The organism is Nocardiopsis sp. CNT312, from assembly GCF_000515115.1.
Classification (GTDB): domain Bacteria; phylum Actinomycetota; class Actinomycetes; order Streptosporangiales; family Streptosporangiaceae; genus Nocardiopsis.
The window spans coordinates 31,306-51,305 of sequence record NZ_AZXF01000028.1 but is presented as its reverse complement, the minus strand read 5'-3'; the positions used below and the strand labels follow the sequence as shown (position 1 = coordinate 51,305).

The following is a 20,000-nucleotide window of genomic DNA, read 5'->3' as shown; positions in this document are numbered from 1 at the left end:
ACGTCAGTCGTAGAAAACGATCATTGAAAACTCTACGATTGCTAGTTATAGTGATGGCTGTCGTCGGTGACTAGCGAGTTGCGCAAGGTGCTCGCTGGTCAGGCTACGCCCGGCCCGTTCTGTGCGTCATGGGAACCATGAATCTTCCAACGGGCGTCCGTATTCACCCCTTTTCTTTGTTTTTGTGCCAAGGAGTGTGTTCGTCATGCCCGAAACCGTCCTCGTACCAGCCCCCGTGCCCGTTCAGGGCGAGGCCACGGTGCCGCTGGCCAGCTTCATCCGGCCCTTCCAGCGCCACTACTTCTCTGGACGGCCCGAGCGGCCCAACTACCGGGCCCGCAGCTACGACTTCGCCGGGGTCCCCGCCCTGATGCCCCTGGTCCGCGCGTTCCTGGACACCTGCGCGGCCGACCGCACCGCTGACTACCGCTATCTGTTCACCCTGCTCGGCAGCGAGCTGGCCAACAACGCCATCCGGCACAGCCTCTCCGGCCGCCCCGGTGGCACCTACACCCTGCGCGTACGCCGAAACAAGGAAGGACTGCGCCTGACCTGCTGCGACCGGGGCGGGCTGCGTACCCGCGACGCCCGGCTGTCCCCCGCCTCCAACGGACTGGACCCAGGCGTCGAGTCCGGGCGCGGGCTGGCCATGGTGGACGCCTGCGCCACGGACTGGGGCGACAACGGCAACGCCGAGTACCGCACCGTCTGGCTGTACCTGGCCTACGACCTCACCCGCAGCGGCTGGAGCACCGTCGCCCTCGACTGAGCTTCGGACTCCGCCGTGTCGATGGCATGAGACGGGCCCAGGAGAGCGCGCCAACGCTTCCCGGGCCCTGAACCCCCAAGAACCCAAACCGTGCATAGGTAAGGAAAAGAGGATCTGATGCGTCACCCTATCCCGCAGCCCCGGCGCTCCGACGACTTCCGCCCCCTCCCGGGGCTGCCGCGCCGTCGCCCGCTCGTCGGACCCGCCTGCCCGATGTGTGATCACCAGACCTGCCGGTCCTGCCGGGCCCAGACCCTGCCCCGCCTGGGCGGGCACCGCGCCGAGTTCGCCCTCGAACACCAGAGGGCCGCCCGGATCCAGGCCCGGTACCCGCGCCAGATCGTGTGGTTCGGGGAGAGCACGCAGTCGTTCTGGGCGGCCTCCCGCGGCGGCCTGTACGAGGCGAGGAGCTGGGATGACCTGCTCGCCCACCTGTGGGCGCAGGACCGGGCCGGCCACCCCCGCCTCTGACGCGCGGAGGCTGACACCGGGGCTCCGTTCCCAGCGCTCCTACCGACCGGGCCGGGAACGGAGCCCCTGAGGTGGGCGTGATCTTGCTACCAGAAGCTACTTCGGTGCCGAAGTAGCTTCTGGTAGCAAGATCATCCGGGAGGGAGGCGTCACCCGGTACCAAGTCCCAATTCCGCTGTCCGCCTGTCACCGGGCTCCTCTAGCCTGTGTGCATGGCCGACCACACGGTGCTGCACGCCCCCACCCCCCGCGAGATCCGTGCCGAACTCGAAGACCTCGTCATCCGTGACCTCCACGGCCCCATCGGGGGTGACGAGCACGAGGAGTTCCCCACCTCCGAGCGGGTGACCGACCGCTACATCCTCGGCAGGCTCGCCCCCAACGGCGCGGTCATCGAACCCGACGAGCAGGACACCCTCGCCGAATCCGGCATCGAGGACTCCGCGGGGAGCGGAGAGGCCGACAGCGCCGACCCCGGGGCGGACGTGCCCGCCGCGGCTAGCATGTTCTGTAGCGCCCACGGCTTCACCGTCTGCGTCGAACCCGACACCACCCAGCTGCACGCCCACGCCTCCTGGGCGCACTACGACAAGGTGAAGGCCCCCGAAGGCCGCGCCCGCCTCTACCGCCGGTTCCCGCACACCGCCGGCGTCACACTCGGCCTGCCGGAGAAGGACGGCCACCTGGGACCGGTCGAACTCGACCCAGAACAGCCCGGGGTGGTGCTGCGAGGACGGGTCCGCACCTACGAGGGCCGCAGGCTGGTCACCGTCTTCCTCGTCAACGCCCAGCGGGGCAAGAGCAAGGAACAGCACCTGTGGCTCTTCCAGGCCGAGCTCTCGCTGACCGCCGCCGACGGCGCCGGCCCGGTGTTCGTCCCCCGGCCGGAGAACTTCTCCGGCGGTGACCAGCGGGACCGCGATGAACAGCGCAACCTGGCGATGACCCACCGGTTCCACGCCCAGTTCGCGGTCGGCCATAGCGTCGCGGTGGACGTCCGGACCGCCGTGGACGACCCGATGCGCGCGGTCAGGGTCGCCACCAACGCCACCCCCGGCTACGAACTGCGCCACACCGACGTCCCCAGCGCCGACAAGGACGAGGACCTGCCCGAGCTGGCCGACCTCGTGGTCGACATGAAGCTCCTCGGGCAGGTGGGCGAGGGCGCGGTCGCCCTCCGTTCCGCGCTGGACCCGCTGGTCGACGGCTACCGGGCCTGGATCGGGCGGCAGCGGGAACGCATCGACGCCCCCGAATCCCGGCTGCGGCACGACGGCAGCGACTTCCGTCGCCAGGCCAAGGCCAACATGGACGAGGCCGAACACGCCGCGAGCCGGATCGCCGCCGCCATCGACCTGCTCGAATCCGACCCGGTCGCGCTCGCCGCGTTCCGCTTCGCGAACCGGGCCATGCGCCGCCAGCGGGTGCAGAGCATCGCCGCCCAGGGGGACGCCACGATCGCCATCGCCACCCGGGTGCACGGGGCGGACCTTCCGAAGAACCGGAGCTGGCGCCCCTTCCAGCTGGCGTTCCTGCTGCTGAACCTGCCCTCCCTGACCGACCCCGCCCACCCCGAACGCTCCGGGAGCGGCCCCGGCGGCAAGCGTGTCGCCGACCTGCTGTGGTTCCCCACCGGTGGCGGCAAGACCGAGGCCTACCTCGGCCTGACCGCCTACACCCTGGCCGTCCGCCGCCTCCAGCACGGGGACGCGGCCCAGAGCGGCAACGCCCCGCACTCCGACACCGGTGTGGCCGTCCTGATGCGCTACACGCTCCGGCTGCTCACCATCCAGCAGTTCCAGCGGGCCGCCGCGCTCATCTGCGCCTGCGAGGTGGAGCGCCGCCGGGACGAGGGCCGCTGGGGCGCGGTGCCGTTCCGGCTGGGCCTGTGGGTCGGCGGCCGCGTCACCCCCAACACCTTCGACGGCGCCCAGGACTGGGTCCGGGAGAAGCGGGCCAACCGGGGCGGCGGCGGTCAGGGCTCCCCGCACCAGCTCACGGGCTGCCCCTGGTGCGGATCGACCATCGAACCCGGCAAGCACATCGGGACCGAGGGCCAGGCCCGGCGCACCCGGATCATCTGCCCCGACCTGGAGTGCCCCTTCGGCGACTACCTCAGCGACGGCGAGGGGCTGCCGGTGCTCGTGGTGGACGAGGAGATATACCGGCTCGTCCCCTCGCTGGTCATCGCCACCGTGGACAAGTTCGCCCAGCTCACCTGGAAGGGGGAGGCCCAGAGCCTGTTCGGTCGGGCCTCCCGCTACTGCACCCGGCACGGGTACCTGGCCGGCCGGATGCACGACAAGGTGTGCGAGGGCTCCCTCCAGCACAAGGCCGTGTCCAAGGGTGTCAACCTGCCCATCGCCAAGGTCGGTCCCGCGTCCGCCGTCCGGCCGCCCGACCTCATCGTCCAGGACGAGCTGCACCTGATCACTGGCCCACTCGGCTCTCTGGTGGGGCTGTACGAAACCGCCGTGGACCTGCTCGCCGGCTGGGAGTACACAGCGCCGGGCAGCAGGACCCGCCACAAGGTACGGCCCAAGGTCATCGCCTCCACGGCCACCGTGCGCCGCGCCAAGGAACAGATCGGCATGCTCTTCGCACGCGGCGAGACCCGGATCTTCCCGCCCCAGGGCCTGGACGCCTCGGACACGTTCTTCTCCCGGCAGCGCCCCGTCGACCCCGGCGACGTCCTCGTGCCGGGGCAGAGCGACGACCACACTGCCGCCCACACCGCCGACGGGCGCCGCTACGTGGGGCTGTGCGCCCACGGGGTGCGGATCAAGTCGACCCAGATCCGGGTCTACGTCGCCGTCCTGGCCGCGGCCCAGAAACTGCACCTGAAGTACGGCCACAACGAGATCACCGACCCGTACATGACCCTGGTCGGCTACTTCAACAGCCTGCGTGACCTGGGCGGGATGCGCCGCCTGGTCGACGACGACGTCGCGACCCGGCTCAGCCGCGCCGACCAGCGCGGCCTGGCCCGGCGGCGCGCCCCCTGGGTGGAGGAGCTCACCTCCCGGCGCAACTCCGGCGACATCCCCTACATCCTCGACCGCCTCGGGGTCCCCTTCCCCGACGCCGTCGAACAGGCCGCACTGAACGCCGCCGCCAAGAAGGGCACGGGAAAGGGCAAAGGCAGGGGCAAGCAGGAGGCGAAGGGGCCGCAGCCGCTGGACGTGCTGCTGGCCACCAACATGATCGCCGTGGGCGTGGACGTCTCCCGGTTGGGCGCCATGGTCGTCAACGGCCAGCCCAAGTCCACCGCCGAGTACATCCAGGCCACCAGCCGGGTCGGACGCCGGCACCCCGGCATCGTCTTCACCGTCTACAACTGGGCGCGCCCCCGGGACCTGTCGCACTACGAACAGTTCGCCGATTTCCACGCGAACCTGTACCGCCACGTGGAGGCGCTGTCGGTCACCCCCTTCGCGGCCCGCGCCATCGACCGGGGCCTGACCGGGCTGCTCATCGCCATGGTCCGCGGCTACGACCCCCTCCTCAATCCGAACGCCGGGGCCGGCCACTTCGACCGCACCGGGCGCACCGCCGACCACCTGGCGGCCGAGGTCAAACGGCGGGCCCGTGACGTCACTGGTGACAAGGCCACGGTCCGTGCGATCGAGGAGGAGGTCGACCGCCGGTTCGACCTGTGGAACGACAAGCGCGGTCGGCAGACCCTGGAGAGCTTCACCCTGGGATACACCAGGAGCAAGAAGGAGGACGTGGGGCTGATCCGGCACCCCGAGGACGGCCGTTGGGCCACCACCACCTGCCCGACCTCCCTGCGCGAGGTGGAACCGGGGATCCGGCTCATCCTCGACCCCCAGGACAGCCTGGGCGAGGACACCCAACACCCCTTCCAGGCCCAGAACGGTGCCGGTGACGACCAGAACGGGGCCCGGTGATGAACAACGATCCTATCCGTGTCGGTGAGCTGCGCACCAGCCAGCTCCTGCACACCTTCGGCATCGGCGCTCTCGTCGACCTGCCGAACCTGTCCGTGGTGGTGCGCGGGCTGGACGCCTGGAAGAGCGCCCATGCCGCGCCCCTGCAGGAGGACCGGCTCCTGGACGCGGTCCGGCGCAAACTCGGACCCCAGGTCAAGGAGCTGCGCAGCCCTCCCTGGGTGCCCTCCACCGCCAACGTCTTCGACGAATGGGCCAAGATCGGCGTACCGGTGTCCGCCTTCCCCCGTTGGCTGCGCTGCACCAAGTGCCACCGCCTGTCCTCCGCGGACTCGGGCGCCTTCGACCTGATCCCCGCCCCCTACAGTCCGGACCGGACCCGCTACGTGCACGGCTGCCGGGGTGAGGGCAACAGGCGTCCCGCGGCCGTCCCCGCCCGGTTCGTCATGGCCTGCGAAGCCGGGCACCTGGACGACTTCCCCTGGGTGTACTTCGCCCACCGCGGCCGGGTCCCGGAAACGGGGGAGCACACCCTCAAACTGGTCGAACGGGGCACCACGGGTGAGGCCGCCAGCGTCCTGGTGATCTGTGAGGGATGCAACGACGACCCGAACCAGGGCGGCGGCCGTTCCATGGGAGAGGCGTTCGGACCCGAGAACGCCGTGAACCTGCCCCGCTGCCGCGGCCGCCACCCCCACCTGGCCGCGTTCGAGCCCTGCGACCAGGAACCCCGCACCATGGTGCTGGGCGCCACCAACAGCTGGTTCCCCACCCAGATGCGGGTCTTCAGCCTGCCGCAGGGCGACACCGCGCTCAAGGACGCCGTCGCCGAGCACATGACCACGCTCGGGGCGTTGGCGGCCCTGCCGAAGGAGCAGGTGGAGCACACGATCCGGCAGATGGTCTTCTGGGCTGACCTCGAAGAGTTCGGCTTCGACGCGGTGTGGGACGAAGTCCGGGCCCAGGCGGCCGGTACACAGTCGGATGACACGGCGCCGCCGGGGGAGGACGGGGAGGTGGACCTGGCCGGACCCGAGTGGGAGGCCTTCATCCGGCCCGAGGACGTGGACCTGCCCGACTTCACCACCAAGCACGTGGGCAGGGTGGCGAAGAACCACCGCGAGCGCCTGGCGGAGGTGGTGCTGGTGCCCCGGCTGCGCGTGGTCAGTGCCCTGTACGGCTTCACCCGGGTGGACGCCCCCGAGTTCGACGTGGTCACCACCGACGACAACCGCATCGCCCCGTTGTCCGCCCAAGCCCCCGAGTGGGTGCCCTGCGCCGAGCAGCGGGGCGAGGGGATCTTCCTGCGCTTCGCTGAGGAACCCCTGGCCGCGTGGGAGTCGGCCCCGGCCGTCAAGGAGCGGGAGAAGCAGCTCACCGGCGGCCACGAACGCTGGCGCCAGGCCCGCAACCTGCCGCCCGCGGACTGGCCGGGGGTGCGCTACGTGCTGCTGCACTCGCTCGCCCACTGCCTCATCCGCGAACTCTCCCTGGAAGCCGGGTACAGCGCTTCCGGGATCGCCGAGAAGGTGTACGCGCGCGGCAGATCCGACGCCATGGCGGGCATCCTGCTCTACACCGCCGCTCCTGACAGCGAGGGCACCCTCGGCGGGCTCGTCGCCCTCGGCGCCGACCCGGACCGGCTGGGACTGCTCATCGACCACGCCCTGGACGCCGCCCGGCTGTGCAGCTCCGACCCCCTGTGCGCCGAGCACGACCCCGACGACCACGCCCGCCTGCACGGGGCCGCCTGCCACGTGTGCCTGTTCGCCTCCGAGACCTCCTGCGAGCGCAACAACCACTACCTGGACCGCGCCCTGCTGGTCGGCACCATCTCCCAGGACCTGCCTGCCGGGCTCGGGTACTTCCGGTGACCCCGGACCCCGCGCAAGAGACGGAACGTGAACGCTGGGCCCTGGAGTTGGCGAAACTCGCCGGACGGCTGAACCCCACCGCCGTTCGGCGATGGGCCTCCGCCCTGGTGGAGGGCACCGATCCCGGGCAGGTGGAGCATGTGCTGCTCGATGCCCACCCGGTGGCGGGTATGGGTCACCACGCCGCCGACCTGGCCCGGCTCTGGCACCGCCGGCCCCACCTGAGCGGTGAGGCCCTGGGCCTGGCCCTGCTCGGTGCGGCCGCCGCTGTGGAGCGTGCCGAACAACGCCGTTCCAGCGTCGTGGCGACCGGCCCGTCCGGTGGCTCCGCACTGCACAAGAGCGCCGCGCGCACCACCGGTGCCGCGCTGGAGGAGGTGATCCGGTCGGCGCGCGAGCGGCTGCTGGTGGTGAGCTACGCCCACCACCCCTCGACCCGGATGGTGGAGGAGCTGACCGCGGCGGCCGAACGCGGAGTGGTGGTGGACGTGCTGCTGGAGGAGAGGACCGGGGCGCTGAAGGCGTTCAAGGCCCCCTTCACGCACATGGCCGACCAGGTCCGGCTGTGGCGGTGGCCCGAGGCGCGCCGTGGTGCCCACGGCAAGGCGTCCATGCACGCCAAGCTGGTGGCCGCCGACACCGGCAAGGCCCTCGTGGGCAGCGCCAACCTCACCGGGCACGCCCTGCACCACAACATCGAAGTGGGTGTCCTGGTCCGCGACCCGTCCCAGGTCAAGCGACTGGTGAGCCACTTTCGTGCACTCATGGGGCCTGACGGCCCCTTGGAACGCGCCTGTGGCAACGGCCCTGCGGGGTGATCGGGGTCTGGAACCGGAAGCCGTCCGTGCCCCGGCCCCGGGGCACGGACGACACCTCACAGCCAGCGGGTGAGTTTCTCCCTCGGGGTGTCCGGGCGTACCCACCACAGGCGGGCCTCTCTGTCCCACCGGGCGCTGACCTCGCGCTTGGCCACGTCCTTCTCGCCGAAGGGGACCTTGAGGTACAGGCGGTCGCCCACCACCTCGCCGATGCCGGGGGCGTCCGCGGGGGCCACTTGCCCGCTCTGGGCCTGACGGACGTGTCGCAGGGGTTGGTCCCGGCGGGCCCGTTCCACGATGTGCCGGACCCGATCGCAGGCGTCGGGGTCGGTCAACCTCATCATCAGGTCGGTGGGCCCGTTGCTCGACAACAGGTTCAGGGAACCGTGCCAGAGCACCGTGCCGTCCAGCACCACGACCTTCTCGTGCATCCGCTCGCGGGGGCGTACCTCGCACCCCTGTTCTTGCAGGCGCCGGATCTGCGCCTCGTGCCGTTCGGCGTTCTTGTCCTGGTTGTCACCGACCGGCCGGGTGAACACGGTGACTCGCACCCCTTGGTCGATGCGCGGGGCCAGGTGCTTGAGCCAGCGTTCGACGGGGCCCTTGTTGAGGAAGGCGCAGTAGATCTCGATGCTCTCGTTGGCTCGGGCCAGGTCCCACTCCAAGGCCCTGGTCACCTCGTCAGATGGGAAGAAGGCGGGACGGCGCAGCTCCTCCTCGCTGAGGCCGACGAGGTCCCCGGCGCTGCGGACGGGAACCAGTTCCTGGGCGGGGATCCGCTGGGCCGACTCCTCCAGGATGTCGAGCATGATCACGGTCTCGCTGCCCGGCCGCAGATGTTCGCGCAGATAATCGACGTCGGCGACCACTACGAGGTGGTCCTGGGCCCGGCTCAGCGCCACGTTGAGCAGCCGTGCGGTGGACGAGGACATCCCCGTGCCGCTGTAGAAGTAGCCCGGCGTGTCCCCGGCGCCGGCCACGGTGTCCACGATGACCAGGGGCCTCTGACTGCCCTGGAAGCGGTGTACGGTGTCGGCCAGCCCCTCGTACTCCTGGCCGAACCGGTACTTCAGGCTGCTGCGCAGGTGCTTGACCTGGTCCCGGTAGGGGGAGATGACCGCCATACGCTGCTCCGGTGAGACGGGATCCTCGTGCTTGCGCCCGGGGAGGACCCCGTCGTACTGGAGTCCGCGGACCAGCTCGTGGATGACGGCCTGGTGCACCTGGTTGGACTTGTGCCGACCCGTGCCGCCGACATGGACACGGCTGTCGGAGGTGTCCACCAGAACCACCGAGTGGTCCACCAGCGGTGAGTGCGTTAGCCGGGACTCGTCCGGGCGTCCGGTGGCCAGGGGAGCGTCACGGTAGGCGACCTGGTTGACCACGGTGCAGATGTCGGGGCGCATACGGTACTGCGTGTTCAGGCCGACCAGGCGCGGATCGTCGTGCACCCGACCGGAGGGGGCGACCAGCCCCGCGGCGTGGAAGACGTCCCGGTCCATCCACTGCCGGGAGTGCTCTTGTTCCTCGGGCTGGAGCGCCCGGGACCCCGATGCCTGGGTGATGGCGGGCAACTGGCGGAAGTCCCCGGCGACGACGACACGCTTGTCGGCCAACCCGGCCGCACACCACGCGGAGGGAAGGTCGACCATGCCGGCCTCGTCGATGATCACGGTATCCACCTCGTCCATGAGGCGGCGGCTCTGCAGGGCCTTCGACAGGGTCGTGCCCATGACCCGGCACCGGGAGTGGACCGCCGCCAGCAGCCCGTCGAGCTCCTTCCGGACTTCGGTGAGCTCCTCCTCGGCCTGGCCGATCAGTTCCTCTACGGCCTCAGCGGCAGGAAGGCCGCGGGTGGCTTCCAGAGCGGAGTCCCGTTCCCGGACACGTTCGGTGATCGCCGTGTTGATGTCCTCCAGTCGCGCGACGGCGGCGTCGAGCCGCAGCCGGTCCTCATCGAGGGTGCTGCGCAGGCGGTCCCGCTCCTCGAGCAGGCGGGCCAGCCGCTCGGCCTTGCGTTTGGCGAACGGTCCCGAGGGTGTGCCGATCGCCTTGATGCTCGCGGCCACCTGGTCGAGTTCCTTTTGGGTACGGGCGGGTTGAGCCCGGTGGTGGGAGATCTCGTCGGTGAGTTTCCCCGCAAGGGAACATCCGATCCCCAGCTCCGCCTCGGCCTGGGTGAGGCGTTCGTGTGCGAGGCGTTGGGCTGCGGCGATCTTGAGGGTCTCCTCCAGTTCCTCGGCCCGGGCGGACAGGTCGACGCCCAGTCGTCCGGCGATCATCTCCGGATCGATCATCGAGCCGAACCGTTCCCTGAGCGAGGCGACCTCGATGTCCCCGGCCCGCTGTACCAGACCGGTGTCGAAGCCGTCCTCACCTTCCAGCCGTTCGCAGACCCGTTCCAGCGCCTGGTCGACGGCCACCCGGGTGGGCGCCAAGAACAGGATCCGTTCACCGAGACCGTGGGAGCCTTCGATGATGAGAGAGACCACATCGGTCTTACCGGTGCCGGGTGGGCCCCAGATGAAGGTGATATCGCTGCCCAGGGCCTGTTCCACGGCACGGCGCTGCTGTTCGTTCAGCCTCATGTCCTGGTACCCGCTGATGTATCGATGCGGGCCGGCCAGCACCCCGACCGAGGGATCACCGTCTCCGAGGATCCAGGCTGCGGTGGCCACGTTCACCGGCCCAGGGCGCTGCTCGCAGTCCCGGACCCGGTCGGCGAGGGCGGTCAGAGACCGCGTCTCGTCGTCGCGGAGTTGGACGTTTCCGGGGCGGTCACCGAGGTCGGCCTCCGTGGTGACGAGGATCTTCCCGTCGGGGTGGGCTGTGGCCGCGGCGTGCTGCCAGGGGCGGCGAGACCGGGAGAGGCGCACCAGAAGCCGGTCGGAGTCGAAGGAGTCCTTCCAGCGGGTGCAGGAGAACAGGTACTCGTGGGGATGGTCGCTGTCGCCGACCCGGACGCGTTCGCCGTCCTTGAGGGCGACTTTCTCCTTGGAGCTGGCGTCGTCGGCCAACTGGGCCCTGACCTCGTGGGCGAGGGCGGTGAGGAACTGGTCGGCGGGTTCGGGGAGTGTGCTCGGGGAAGTCACTGGGCCCTTTCGGCGTCGTCAGCACTGGGGGAACCGGCGTTCAGGAGTATGCCCCAGGGCGGTGACTTTCCGCAGGCGTCCTGATGCGGACAGTTGATCAAGTTTGCACACACAAGGCATGAAGCCGGACATGTTCGTCTCTCGTTCCTATGCGTGACTGGGGGAACCGGTCCAGGGCCGACCGCTTGTAGCCCTCGGGCATCGGCAGGTCGGGCACCTGGGCTTCGGTGAACAGGCCGGCCTCCTTTTCCCGGGCCAGTGGTGGCCGGCCGTTTCGACGTGGAGGCGGAAGGTGTGGGCGTCGGCGTGGGTGTCGAAGGGTTCGGACTGGGGTGCGCCGGTGCGGGTGCCGCCCAGGCGCCATTTCACCCAGTAGCGGGTGCGCCCGTCGGCCAGTGTGCGCTGGTTGATGGTTGCCATGGGTGGACCATCGCTTGGGTGGGCGGCGAAGCGAAGGGAATCGGTGGAGGATCTCGGAGAACCTTCGGCCTGGGCGTTGCTGTGGTCGGTTCGTGTGCGTGTGTTCAGGGATGTCGGTCGGTGTCCCGGTCCGTGCACCCTGCCTGCGGCGTGAGTGACGGGGTGGGCGGAGGGCACTCACCGGGCGGATCTTTGCCCCCGTGCACCCGCTGGTGCACCCCCGGCAACGCGAAAGGCCCTGACCCGCGCGCGTTTGCGCTGGTCAGGGCCTTGTCGGCTCTGGGGTGAGTGACGGGACTTGAACCCGCGACTTCTTGGACCACAACCAAGTGCTCTACCGGCTGAGCTACACCCACCACGTCCGCCTTGCCTGACAGCTTTGGCGTACATCCAGAATCCTAGCGGATACGGAGCAGTGCTTCGATCAGTTTTCACCGTCGTGGCGTTCCGCGGCGGCGCTCCGGGCCGCCGCGCCGGTGCCGCCGCCGACCACCTCGGTCGCGATCGCGCGTGCAGTGGCGGTGCTCGGGCCGGGTTCGGGCACGAAAGCGGCGGCCCGGTAGTACCGCAGTTCACGGATGCTCTCGGTGATGTCGGCCAGGGCCCGGTGGCCGCCGTTCTTCTCCGGGCTCGCGTAGTACACACGCGGATACCAGCGCCGCAGCAGCTCCTTGATCGAGGACACGTCGACCATGCGGTAATGCAGGTACTCGTCGACGCGTTTCATGTCGCGCGCGAGGAAGGTGCGGTCCGTACCGATGGAGTTGCCGCACAGTGGCACCTTGCGGGGCTCGGGTGCGTAGCGCCGGATGTGCTCCAGAACCCGGTCCTCGGCCTCCTCCAGCGTCACACCCTGCTCCAGCTCCTTCAGGAGACCGGAGGAGGTGTGCATGTCCGTCACGAAGTCGCCCATCTGGTCCAGCGCCGCCTGCGGGGGTTTGATCACGATATCGACGCCGTCGTCGAGGATGTTCAGCTCACCGTCGGTGACCAGGCACGCCACCTCGATCAGAGCGTCGCTTTCGAGGTCCAGCCCCGTCATCTCGCAGTCGATCCACACCAGACAGTCGTTCATACCGGTCAGCTTAGGCGGTATGCCGAGCCGTCGCTGATGGCGGAAGAGTCGGGCCCGCCCTTGCGTGTCAATGCGGTACCGGTCACTCCCAGACGAAGTCCCTGGGGTCGCCGACGCCGAGGATCTCGTACATCCAGTCGTATACGCCCCAGATCTGCAGGTAAGCCAGGAAGCCCACGAGGAGGAAGAGCAGAAGGAAGATGAAGAGGGTGAAGCAGCCGCATCCGCAGCAGCCCCCCTTCTTCTTGGGCTTGGCGCCCGCTGGCTGCTGGGGGTACGGGTTCCGCGGCGGAGTCGCCGGGCGCCCCTTCGACTTCCCGCTCTTGCCGCCTCCGGGGACCGGCGCGGGAGGGTAGCCCTGTGGCTGCCCGTAGGGCTGGGGCTGCTGTCCGTAGGCGGGGCGGTGCATCTGTTGTGGCCGTGGTCGCCCTTGCTGCTGATCGGGCCGGGGGTAGCCGGGCGGCGGAACCTGGCCCGGAGGGCCCGGTTGCTGCTGGTAGCCCGGGGGAGGGGCATAGGGGGGTCGCTGCCCGCCGCTCTGCGGCGGTCCGTAGGGCTGCGGGGCCTGGGGGTGGGCTTGCTGGGGGCCGGAGTAAGGCTGGGGGTGCGGGGGCTGTTGGGGGTAGCCCTGGGGCGGGTAGCCCGGCTGTTGTGGCCCGGACTGCTGCGGGTAGGGCCGCTGCTCCCCCGAACCCTGCCGCGGGTGGGCCTGCTGTCCGCCCGACGGCTGCTGCCAGGGCTGTGCCTGCTGCTCCGGTGCCGGTCGGTCGCCGGGTGCTGCGGGGGGAACCGCACCGCCGGCAGCGGCGGCCTCCGCGGCCTTGGCCTTGCGCGCTCGCTCCTCCTCAGCGGCCTGCTGCTTCTGTTCGCGGCGCTCCTCGCTGAGGTCGGCCCACCCCTCCTTCAGGTTGCCGAGGAACTTGCCGAACTTGCCGTGTCCGCCCTCCTGGTGCTGGTCGTCCTGGGGAGGTCCGCCCGAGAACGACGGGTCGTTGGGGTCGAAGACCGCGGTCCGTGGGGGCTGGTCGGCCTGGCCGGGGTCGAAGACCGCGGTTCTGGGGGTGTCACCGATCTGGTTCGGGTCGAGGATCGCCGTTCGGGGGGCGTCCTTGACCTGATCCTCGGTGATGTCGGAAGTGGGGATCTCGTCGGAGAGGTCAGCGGTCGACTCCTCGTCCTCGTCCTCGCGCTCCTGCGGGGTGCCGGGGAGGCCGGTGGGGGAGACGCGCATGGTGGTGCCGGTGTCGCTCAGGTCGCTGGTGGGGGTCTCGTCCTCGTGCGTGGGGGGCGGTGTGGTGCGGGGGACGGAGGAGGGGTCGATGCGCACCGTGCTGGGCTCGTCGTCGACCGGGGCCGGTGTCGAGGGCTCCAGGCGCACCGTACTCTGCTCCACCTCGGCGGGAGGGGGCCCCTGTCCGTCGGAGCGGCCCGGGCCCGCACCCTCGTCTGAGGCCGCGGCTTCCTGGAGTTCGCTCCTCGAACGGGTATGCCGCGTCCACTCGCCGCCGTTCCACCATCTCAGCGTCTGGTCGTCACCATGCGGGTCCGCGTACCAACCCGGTTCGATAGATCCACCCATGGGCGACAGACTAAACGGTGGTGGTGTCGCCTTGGACCGCGGGAGTTCGGTTGTCCGCCGTTGTTCGCCTCGTCGTCGCAGGCCGGCTGGGTCTCACGTGAGCGCAGAGGGCTGCTGGGCCGGGATGCGCGGGTGGGTCGGCGACAGCCCCGCACCCTCGCCGAGCAGTCGGGCACCGTCCACCCGGCCGGGGCAGGAGCCGTGCGAGCCGGGGACCCGGTCGCGGCCGAAGTGGCCTCCCAGCGACCACTCGCGGATCGAGGCCCGCAGTGTGGAGCCGTCGCCTCCCGGTCCGAGCCAGCGCCTGGACACCTCCCAGGAATCCATCCAGGCCAGAAGCGGTGCCCTGCCGTGCATCGGCCCGTCCGTGAAAGGGGTCTCAGCCAGGGCGACGACCGCCACGGTCAGGCACACGCGCCCCTCGTGGCCGTGGTCGGTGCGCGCTGCGCCGTGCCCGGTGCTTCCCAGCGGTAGCGGACTGCGCCGGGTGGCGGCCAGCGACTGCACGACCTCACCGGTGCGTGGGTTCCACACCAGGTGCACCGCCTGTCCGGTGCGGGCCAGGCGCCGGGCCTCCTCGGCCGAGGAGCGGGAACCGGGGTCGGTTCCGGTCACCGTCCACACGGCTCGGGGTGCGCCGAACCCGGGCGGTGCCGGAGCTGCGGCCGCGTCGATCCGTTCGACACCGGGCATCCACGCCTGGGCCATGGCACTTCCCCCTCCGGTCGTCGTGTGCGGGCCGGTCCCGTGTCTCCACTGAGTACGCCAAGACGGCGGAGAAGTCCATAGCCCCTGACGCACGGGACAGGTCGGTCTCACCGCTGGTCACGCTGGTCCCGCTGCAAGGGTGGGGGCCGGTCCGTCGGACCGGCCCCTTGTCGGTTCGTCCCGGTCCCTATTCGTTACCCGAGATGCGGTGCGAGAAGATCTGGAGAAAGATGTCGCTGATCTCGGTCGGGTCCTCCGTCATGTACGCGGCACCGCCCGTGGCCGCACCGATCTCCTGGAGCGGCTCCAGGTGCTCCACGTCGGGTCCGAAGGCGATCGTGAAGACCGGGATCGGTCGGGTCGGGTCGGACACCGCGTCCAGTTCGGTGAGCAGTGTTTCCAGGTCGATGCCGTCGGGGTTGTCGTTGTCCCCGTCGGTGAGGACCAGGATGACGTTGTTCCGGTCGGGCGTGTACAGGTCCACCATTTCCTTGTAGGCGGCGAGGAGGCTGTCGTAGAGGCCGGTGTCCCCCTGGGGCAGGGGTTCCAGGCCGGACAGGGCGGTGGAGATCGCCTCGCGGTGCGTGCCCCCTCCCTCGCCCGGCGACTGCAGCTCCAGGACCGGGTTGACCTCCTCGTAGTCCAGGCCGCCGTCGATGTCGGTGGAGAACTGCCACAGGCCCATCTCGGCCGTGGGCGGGAAGAACTCCAGGCCCTGGACCGTCGCCGCGGAGGTCACCTGGATCCGGCTCATGCCCGTTCCGGGGACCTCGGCCAGCATCGACCCGGAGATGTCGACGATGGTGAGCACCCTGGAATCTATCTTCATCTGGTTCCAGGTCTGGATCAGCTCGGTGGCCGACCCGTCGGAGGGCGAGGGCAGCTCCGGGGGAGCTTCCTGCCGAAAGCCGGCGTCCTCCGTCAGCACGGACGAGTCGATCTGTCCTTCGGGGCCGCGGAAGCCGTGGGACAGCAGGGTGGGCAGGAACGCCTCGGAGCGCACGGCCTGGCGGAAGAGCTCGGAAGCGCGGGTGATCTGGGAGTCGTCGCTGCGCAGCACGTACGGGTAGTCCAGGTAGGCGGTGCCGCCCTCCACGTACCCGGCCTGCGCGGAGGCGTCCTGGTGCGTGTTGTTGTACCGCCACACGGCCTGCTCGGACATGACCATCAGCGGCGGTGCCTCCTCGGTGCCGCCGCTGAGGGCGACGAAGGCCGCGTCCTCGTCGGGTGAGGTGCTCTGCTGGAGTGCCTGGAGCGCTCCGGTCATGAGCGCGTTGTAGGTGTCGGTGTCGGGGCTGGTCTGCTCCAGGGCACCGCTCATCAGGTAGAGGGCGCTCATGCCGCTCGAACTGCGGGTGGGGTCGACCATGCGGACGGTGTTGCCGTACTGGCCGGGGGTTCCGCTGGGGGCCACGTCCGTCCAGGAGGCCGTCTGATCGGAGGCGAACTCGTTCAACTGGGCCAGGACCAGGGGGGAACGGGCCACCGACGTGCCGGTCTCGGTGATGACGGCGCTGTCGGAACGGCTTCGCACCAGGTCCGGCCACACGGAGGAGTCGGGGATCCAGACGTGGGAGTCGGTGTCGCCCATCGTGGCACCCGCGCCGCTGATGCCGAAGGCGACGTTGGCGGAGTCGACCTGGCGGACTTCGGCGGCCACACACCGCCCGTCCACGGTGTTCTCCTCGGCGTTGAACTCCGTGGCCAGTGTGTCCAGGGCGGGGGCCAGTTCCGGGCTGGCCGCGATGTCCAGTTCGATGTCGGCACCGCGGCAGCCGTCCGTCTGGCCGAACATGTACACGCCCACGACGGCCAGACCGACCACGATCACCAGCGCGGTGGCTAGGGCCGCGACGGCGCCGCCGCGCCCACGCCCTCGGCGGCGCCGTCCCCGTCCCCGGGGCGGGGGGTAGGGCTCTTCTGCGTATCTTCCGCGGTGACGTCCCACAGCTTTCCTCACGGGTGGTGTACGGGCGGGGATGATCGATCGGTGTGCGGTCGCCGATGCGCGGGGCACGCCGGGCGGCCTGTGCGGGCCGATGGCCGGTCACTGTGAGGGAACAGTACTCAACCGTAAAGATGTGGGATGTGTCGGGATGGGGTCGAGGAAGGGGTGCCTGCCACGTGGGTTCGGGGTGTGATCCTGGCCCCTTTCCGGGAAACTGCGCGTGATTCGTCGACCGGAGGGATGCGTGTGAACTTAATCGGTGTTAGGTGGCTAATGTCCATTTGATGCACAATCGAGACCAATCTGGACGAGGGCTTGGCCGGGGGCGCGTGGTCGGGGTGAACCGCCGCGCACCCTGCGGCGTCCCATGGCCGGGGGCACCTCTTCCCCGAGCCGCCTGTCGGTCACGGGAGGGCGAAGTCCGGCCCAGGGTCCGGGGAAGTCCCGGGTCCTGCCCAGGGGGCGGTGACCACTTTGTTACGGTGCTTTCCACGAAACTACTTCGCTCTCACGGATAACCTGGAGTCCCTCCCGCCACTCCGCGTTCGCGCGACGGACTCCCCGCACCACCGCCGCCCACGCGACCGAACCCGAGGCCTCCCTGTATGTCCGCACCGCACCGTCACCGCCGCAGCCGGGGCAGGCTCGGCACCACCCTGCTGGCAGCTGCCTGCTGCGCGGGTGCGTTCGGCTACGCCCTCCTGGTGGCGACGTCCGTGCAGCCGTCGGTGGACACGCAGGCCACCACCACCGCACTGAGCGCGGACCTGGGCGACGCGATCGTCCAGGGCGACGGTGGGGCACCCCTCGAGACCGGACCGGTCGGCCGACTGCGCATCCACGTCAGCACCCCCGACCGCGCCTGGGTGCAGACCCTCACCTGCACCGGTGACCTGGCCGCCGACCCCCAGACCTGCGCCCGGCTGGCGGAGATCTCCACCGGACTCGACGCCACGGCCGCCACCTCCTACGCGGGCGAGGGCATCACCGGAGAGACCAGTGCGGACCGGCTGTTCACTGAAGTGAGCGAGGGGACCGTCTGCACCGACCAGCTCTACGGCCCCGAGGAGGCCACGGTCGAGGGTGTCTGGGAGGGTGAGGAGATCGCGACCTCCCTGTCCCGCGCGGGCTCGTGCGAGGAGGCCCGCTGGCAGCGCCTGGAGCCCCTCACCGGTGAGATCGGCTGATCAAGGGCCCGCCCCGGCTGGGATCATGGGTGCCCATGAGCGCCATCAGGGTCACCGACCCAGCCGACCCACGCCTGACCGACTACACCCGCCTGCGCGACGTCAACCTGCGCCGCCACCTGGAGGCCGAGTACGGCCTGTTCATGGCCGAGGGCGACAAGGTGATCCGCCGCGCCGCGGCGGCCGGGTTCAGGCCCCGCAGCTTCCTGCTCACCGAGCGCCGCGCCGCCGCCCTCGACGACATCGTCTCGGTGTACGACGCGCCCCTCTACGTCGTCAGTGAGGACACCGCGCACCGGCTCGTGGGCTTCGACCTGCACCGCGGGGCTCTGGCCGCGTTCCACCGCAAGGTGCTGCCCGGTCTCGACGAGGTGCTCTCCGGCGCGCGCGGCATCGTCGTCCTGGAGGACCTGGTCGACCACACCAATGTGGGTGCCCTCTTCCGCAGCGCCGCCGGACTCGGCGTCGACGCCGCAGTGCTCGCCCCCCGGTGCGCCGACCCCCTCTACCGCCGTTCCGTCAAGGTGTCGATGGGCGCGGTCTTCACCCTCCCCTACACGCGCCTGGACGACTGGTACGGAGGACTGGAGGCACTGCGCGGGTCCGGGTTCCACCTCATGGCGCTGACACCGGGGGAGGGCTCCCAGCCGCTGCGGGAGGCGATGGCCGGGCTCGATCCCTCCGTCCGGGTCGCCCTGATGCTCGGCACCGAGGGGGACGGGCTGTCCTCGCGCTGGCTGGAACAAGCCGACGCGCGGGTGCGTATCCCCATGGCCGAACGTGAGGTGGACTCACTCAACGTCACCGCTGCGGCTGCCGTCGCCTGCTATGAACTGGCCCGTCGTTCCGGGTGAGGGCCCGCCCTCCGGGGGCGGCTCCCGTGGCCGCGGGCGGCGAGCGCCCCGGCCTGGTAACGCCTCGCCTCCACGGTCAGAACGATCGAGAGCAGCGGTCCGAAGACGACGAATGACGACGGTGAGTACCAGGAGCGGGAAGACCGTCGTCCGGACGAGGGCCTTGCCGGGACAGCCCATGGGTTTCGGGGGCGGGTGTCCGTGCCGGGTGAGACGCCATGACCGTTCCGGTGGTTCCCGGTAGCGCAGGACGTATCGGCAGGTGCCCGGCTGGTTGACTAGGGTGGCGGCTGAACACGGCCGGACGAAGCGGAGGGGGAGCGCCCGATGGGTGGCCGAGCACTCGTGCAGTGGGAGCAGAACCGGCGGAACGCGCCGGAGGGGGTCGCAGTGGACCTGTACCCCGGCACCTCGCGGCCCGGCCTGGCCGGGGTGGCGTTCTACCAGGTCCCCTACACACCCTCCACACAGGGAGCGGACGACCGGCTCGACCTCATCGCGCGCATGCCCGACCTGGAGGTCGTCCAACTCCTCTCGGCGGGCTACGAGCACGTCCTGCCCCTGCTCCCCGACCACGTCACCCTGTGCAACGGGCGCGGGCTGCACGACGCCAGTACCGCCGAGCACGTCCTGGCCCTGATCCTGGCCGCCCAGCGCGACCTGCCCCGGTGGGCGCGAGCCCAGCGCGAGCACCGGTGGGGGCCGGTGTCGCTGCGTTCCCTGGCCGACGCGCGGGTCGTGGTCGTCGGCTACGGCAGTATCGGCAAGGCCGTGGAGGCGCGCCTGCTCCCGTTCGAGACCGAGGTCGTGCGCGTGGCGAGCAGGGCCCGGCCCGAGGAGGGCGTGCACGGGGTCGGGGAGCTGCACGGCCTGCTGCCCGGTGCCGACGTCGTCGTGCTGACCACGCCGCTCACCGAGGCGACCCGGGGCCTGGTCGGTGCGCGCGAACTGGCACTGCTGCGTGACGACGCCCTCGTGGTCAACGTGGGGCGCGGCCCCGTCCTGGACACCCGTGCCCTGCTGGCGGAGCGGGGCCGGATTCGCGCCGCGCTCGACGTCACCGATCCCGAACCGCCGCCTGTGGACCACCCGCTCTGGGAGGCGCCCGGTGTGTTCCTGACCCCGCATGTGGCGGGCGGTTCGGCGGCCTTCTACCCGCGGGCCCGCGCCTTCATGGACGACCAGCTTGCCCGGTGGGGCACCGGAGAACCCCTGAGGAACGTGGTGCGCGAGGGCCGCTGACCCGCGCCGCCTCCGGCTCCGGAAACGTCCCTGCCCCGGTGCACACTGGAGG

The 20,000-nt window shown here is 70.5% G+C and carries 13 protein-coding genes and 1 tRNA gene; 8 read left to right on the top strand and 6 right to left on the bottom strand.

Annotated elements, in window-relative coordinates; translation table 11 throughout:
* Positions 1-205 precede the first annotated feature (205 nt).
* The 5 genes from B042_RS0113865 to drmC all read left to right on the top strand — a co-directional run bounded on the left by B042_RS0113865 (position 206) and on the right by drmC (position 7,843).
* Positions 206-769: an ATP-binding protein gene (locus tag B042_RS0113865; RefSeq protein WP_036555023.1), complete on the top strand. Its 564-nt coding sequence runs from the start codon at positions 206-208 to the stop codon at positions 767-769.
* A 117-nt stretch (positions 770-886) separates the two neighbouring features.
* The gene (locus B042_RS0113860; RefSeq protein ID WP_028648802.1) at positions 887-1,240 is read left to right on the top strand and encodes a hypothetical protein; all 354 of its coding nucleotides are present in this window, start codon (positions 887-889) and stop codon (positions 1,238-1,240) included.
* Positions 1,241-1,452: 212 nt separating this feature from the next.
* The gene (gene drmA / locus B042_RS0113855; protein ID WP_028648801.1) at positions 1,453-5,151 is read left to right on the top strand and encodes a DISARM system helicase DrmA; all 3,699 of its coding nucleotides are present in this window, start codon (positions 1,453-1,455) and stop codon (positions 5,149-5,151) included.
* A complete protein-coding gene (drmB, locus tag B042_RS0113850) occupies positions 5,151-7,025 on the top strand; it encodes a DUF1998 domain-containing protein (protein ID WP_028648800.1) in 1,875 nt (624 codons plus the stop codon). Before drmA ends, drmB begins: the two co-directional genes overlap by 1 nt.
* On the top strand, positions 7,022-7,843 hold the full coding sequence (drmC, locus tag B042_RS24405; protein WP_051415688.1) for a DISARM system phospholipase D-like protein DrmC: 822 nt from the start codon (positions 7,022-7,024) through the stop codon (positions 7,841-7,843). The genes drmB and drmC overlap by 4 nt, the downstream gene beginning before the upstream one ends.
* Positions 7,844-7,899: 56 nt before the next feature.
* Here the strand turns inward: drmC and B042_RS25070 are convergent, their stop codons facing one another.
* The 6 genes from B042_RS25070 to B042_RS0113815 form a co-directional block, all read right to left on the bottom strand.
* Positions 7,900-10,935 (bottom strand): AAA domain-containing protein, encoded by a 3,036-nt coding sequence (locus tag B042_RS25070; RefSeq protein WP_081748784.1) that lies wholly within the window; start codon positions 10,933-10,935, stop codon positions 7,900-7,902.
* 700 nt (positions 10,936-11,635) lie between these two features.
* A tRNA-His gene (locus B042_RS0113835) sits at positions 11,636-11,711 on the bottom strand.
* Positions 11,712-11,779: 68 nt separating this feature from the next.
* Entirely contained in the window at positions 11,780-12,430 is a 651-nt protein-coding gene (orn, locus tag B042_RS0113830; RefSeq protein ID WP_028648798.1) for an oligoribonuclease, read from the bottom strand.
* A gap of 82 nt (positions 12,431-12,512) precedes the next feature.
* Positions 12,513-14,009: a DUF2510 domain-containing protein gene (locus B042_RS24400; RefSeq protein ID WP_081748782.1), complete on the bottom strand. Its 1,497-nt coding sequence runs from the start codon at positions 14,007-14,009 to the stop codon at positions 12,513-12,515.
* 93 nt (positions 14,010-14,102) lie between these two features.
* Positions 14,103-14,717 (bottom strand): hypothetical protein, encoded by a 615-nt coding sequence (locus tag B042_RS0113820; RefSeq protein ID WP_028648797.1) that lies wholly within the window; start codon positions 14,715-14,717, stop codon positions 14,103-14,105.
* Positions 14,718-14,904: 187 nt separating this feature from the next.
* On the bottom strand, positions 14,905-16,665 hold the full coding sequence (locus B042_RS0113815; protein ID WP_028648796.1) for a substrate-binding domain-containing protein: 1,761 nt from the start codon (positions 16,663-16,665) through the stop codon (positions 14,905-14,907).
* A gap of 605 nt (positions 16,666-17,270) precedes the next feature.
* On the opposite strand from B042_RS0113815, the gene B042_RS0113810 reads away from it, so the two are divergent.
* From B042_RS0113810 to B042_RS0113800, 3 genes are all read left to right on the top strand, one after another.
* Positions 17,271-17,852, top strand: coding sequence for a hypothetical protein (locus B042_RS0113810; RefSeq protein WP_028648795.1), 582 nt, complete (start codon positions 17,271-17,273; stop codon positions 17,850-17,852).
* 35 nt (positions 17,853-17,887) lie between these two features.
* Positions 17,888-18,706 (top strand): RNA methyltransferase, encoded by an 819-nt coding sequence (locus B042_RS0113805; RefSeq protein WP_028648794.1) that lies wholly within the window; start codon positions 17,888-17,890, stop codon positions 18,704-18,706.
* A 327-nt stretch (positions 18,707-19,033) separates the two neighbouring features.
* Entirely contained in the window at positions 19,034-19,948 is a 915-nt protein-coding gene (locus B042_RS0113800; protein ID WP_028648793.1) for a 2-hydroxyacid dehydrogenase, read from the top strand.
* The last annotated feature ends 52 nt before the right edge of the window (positions 19,949-20,000 follow it).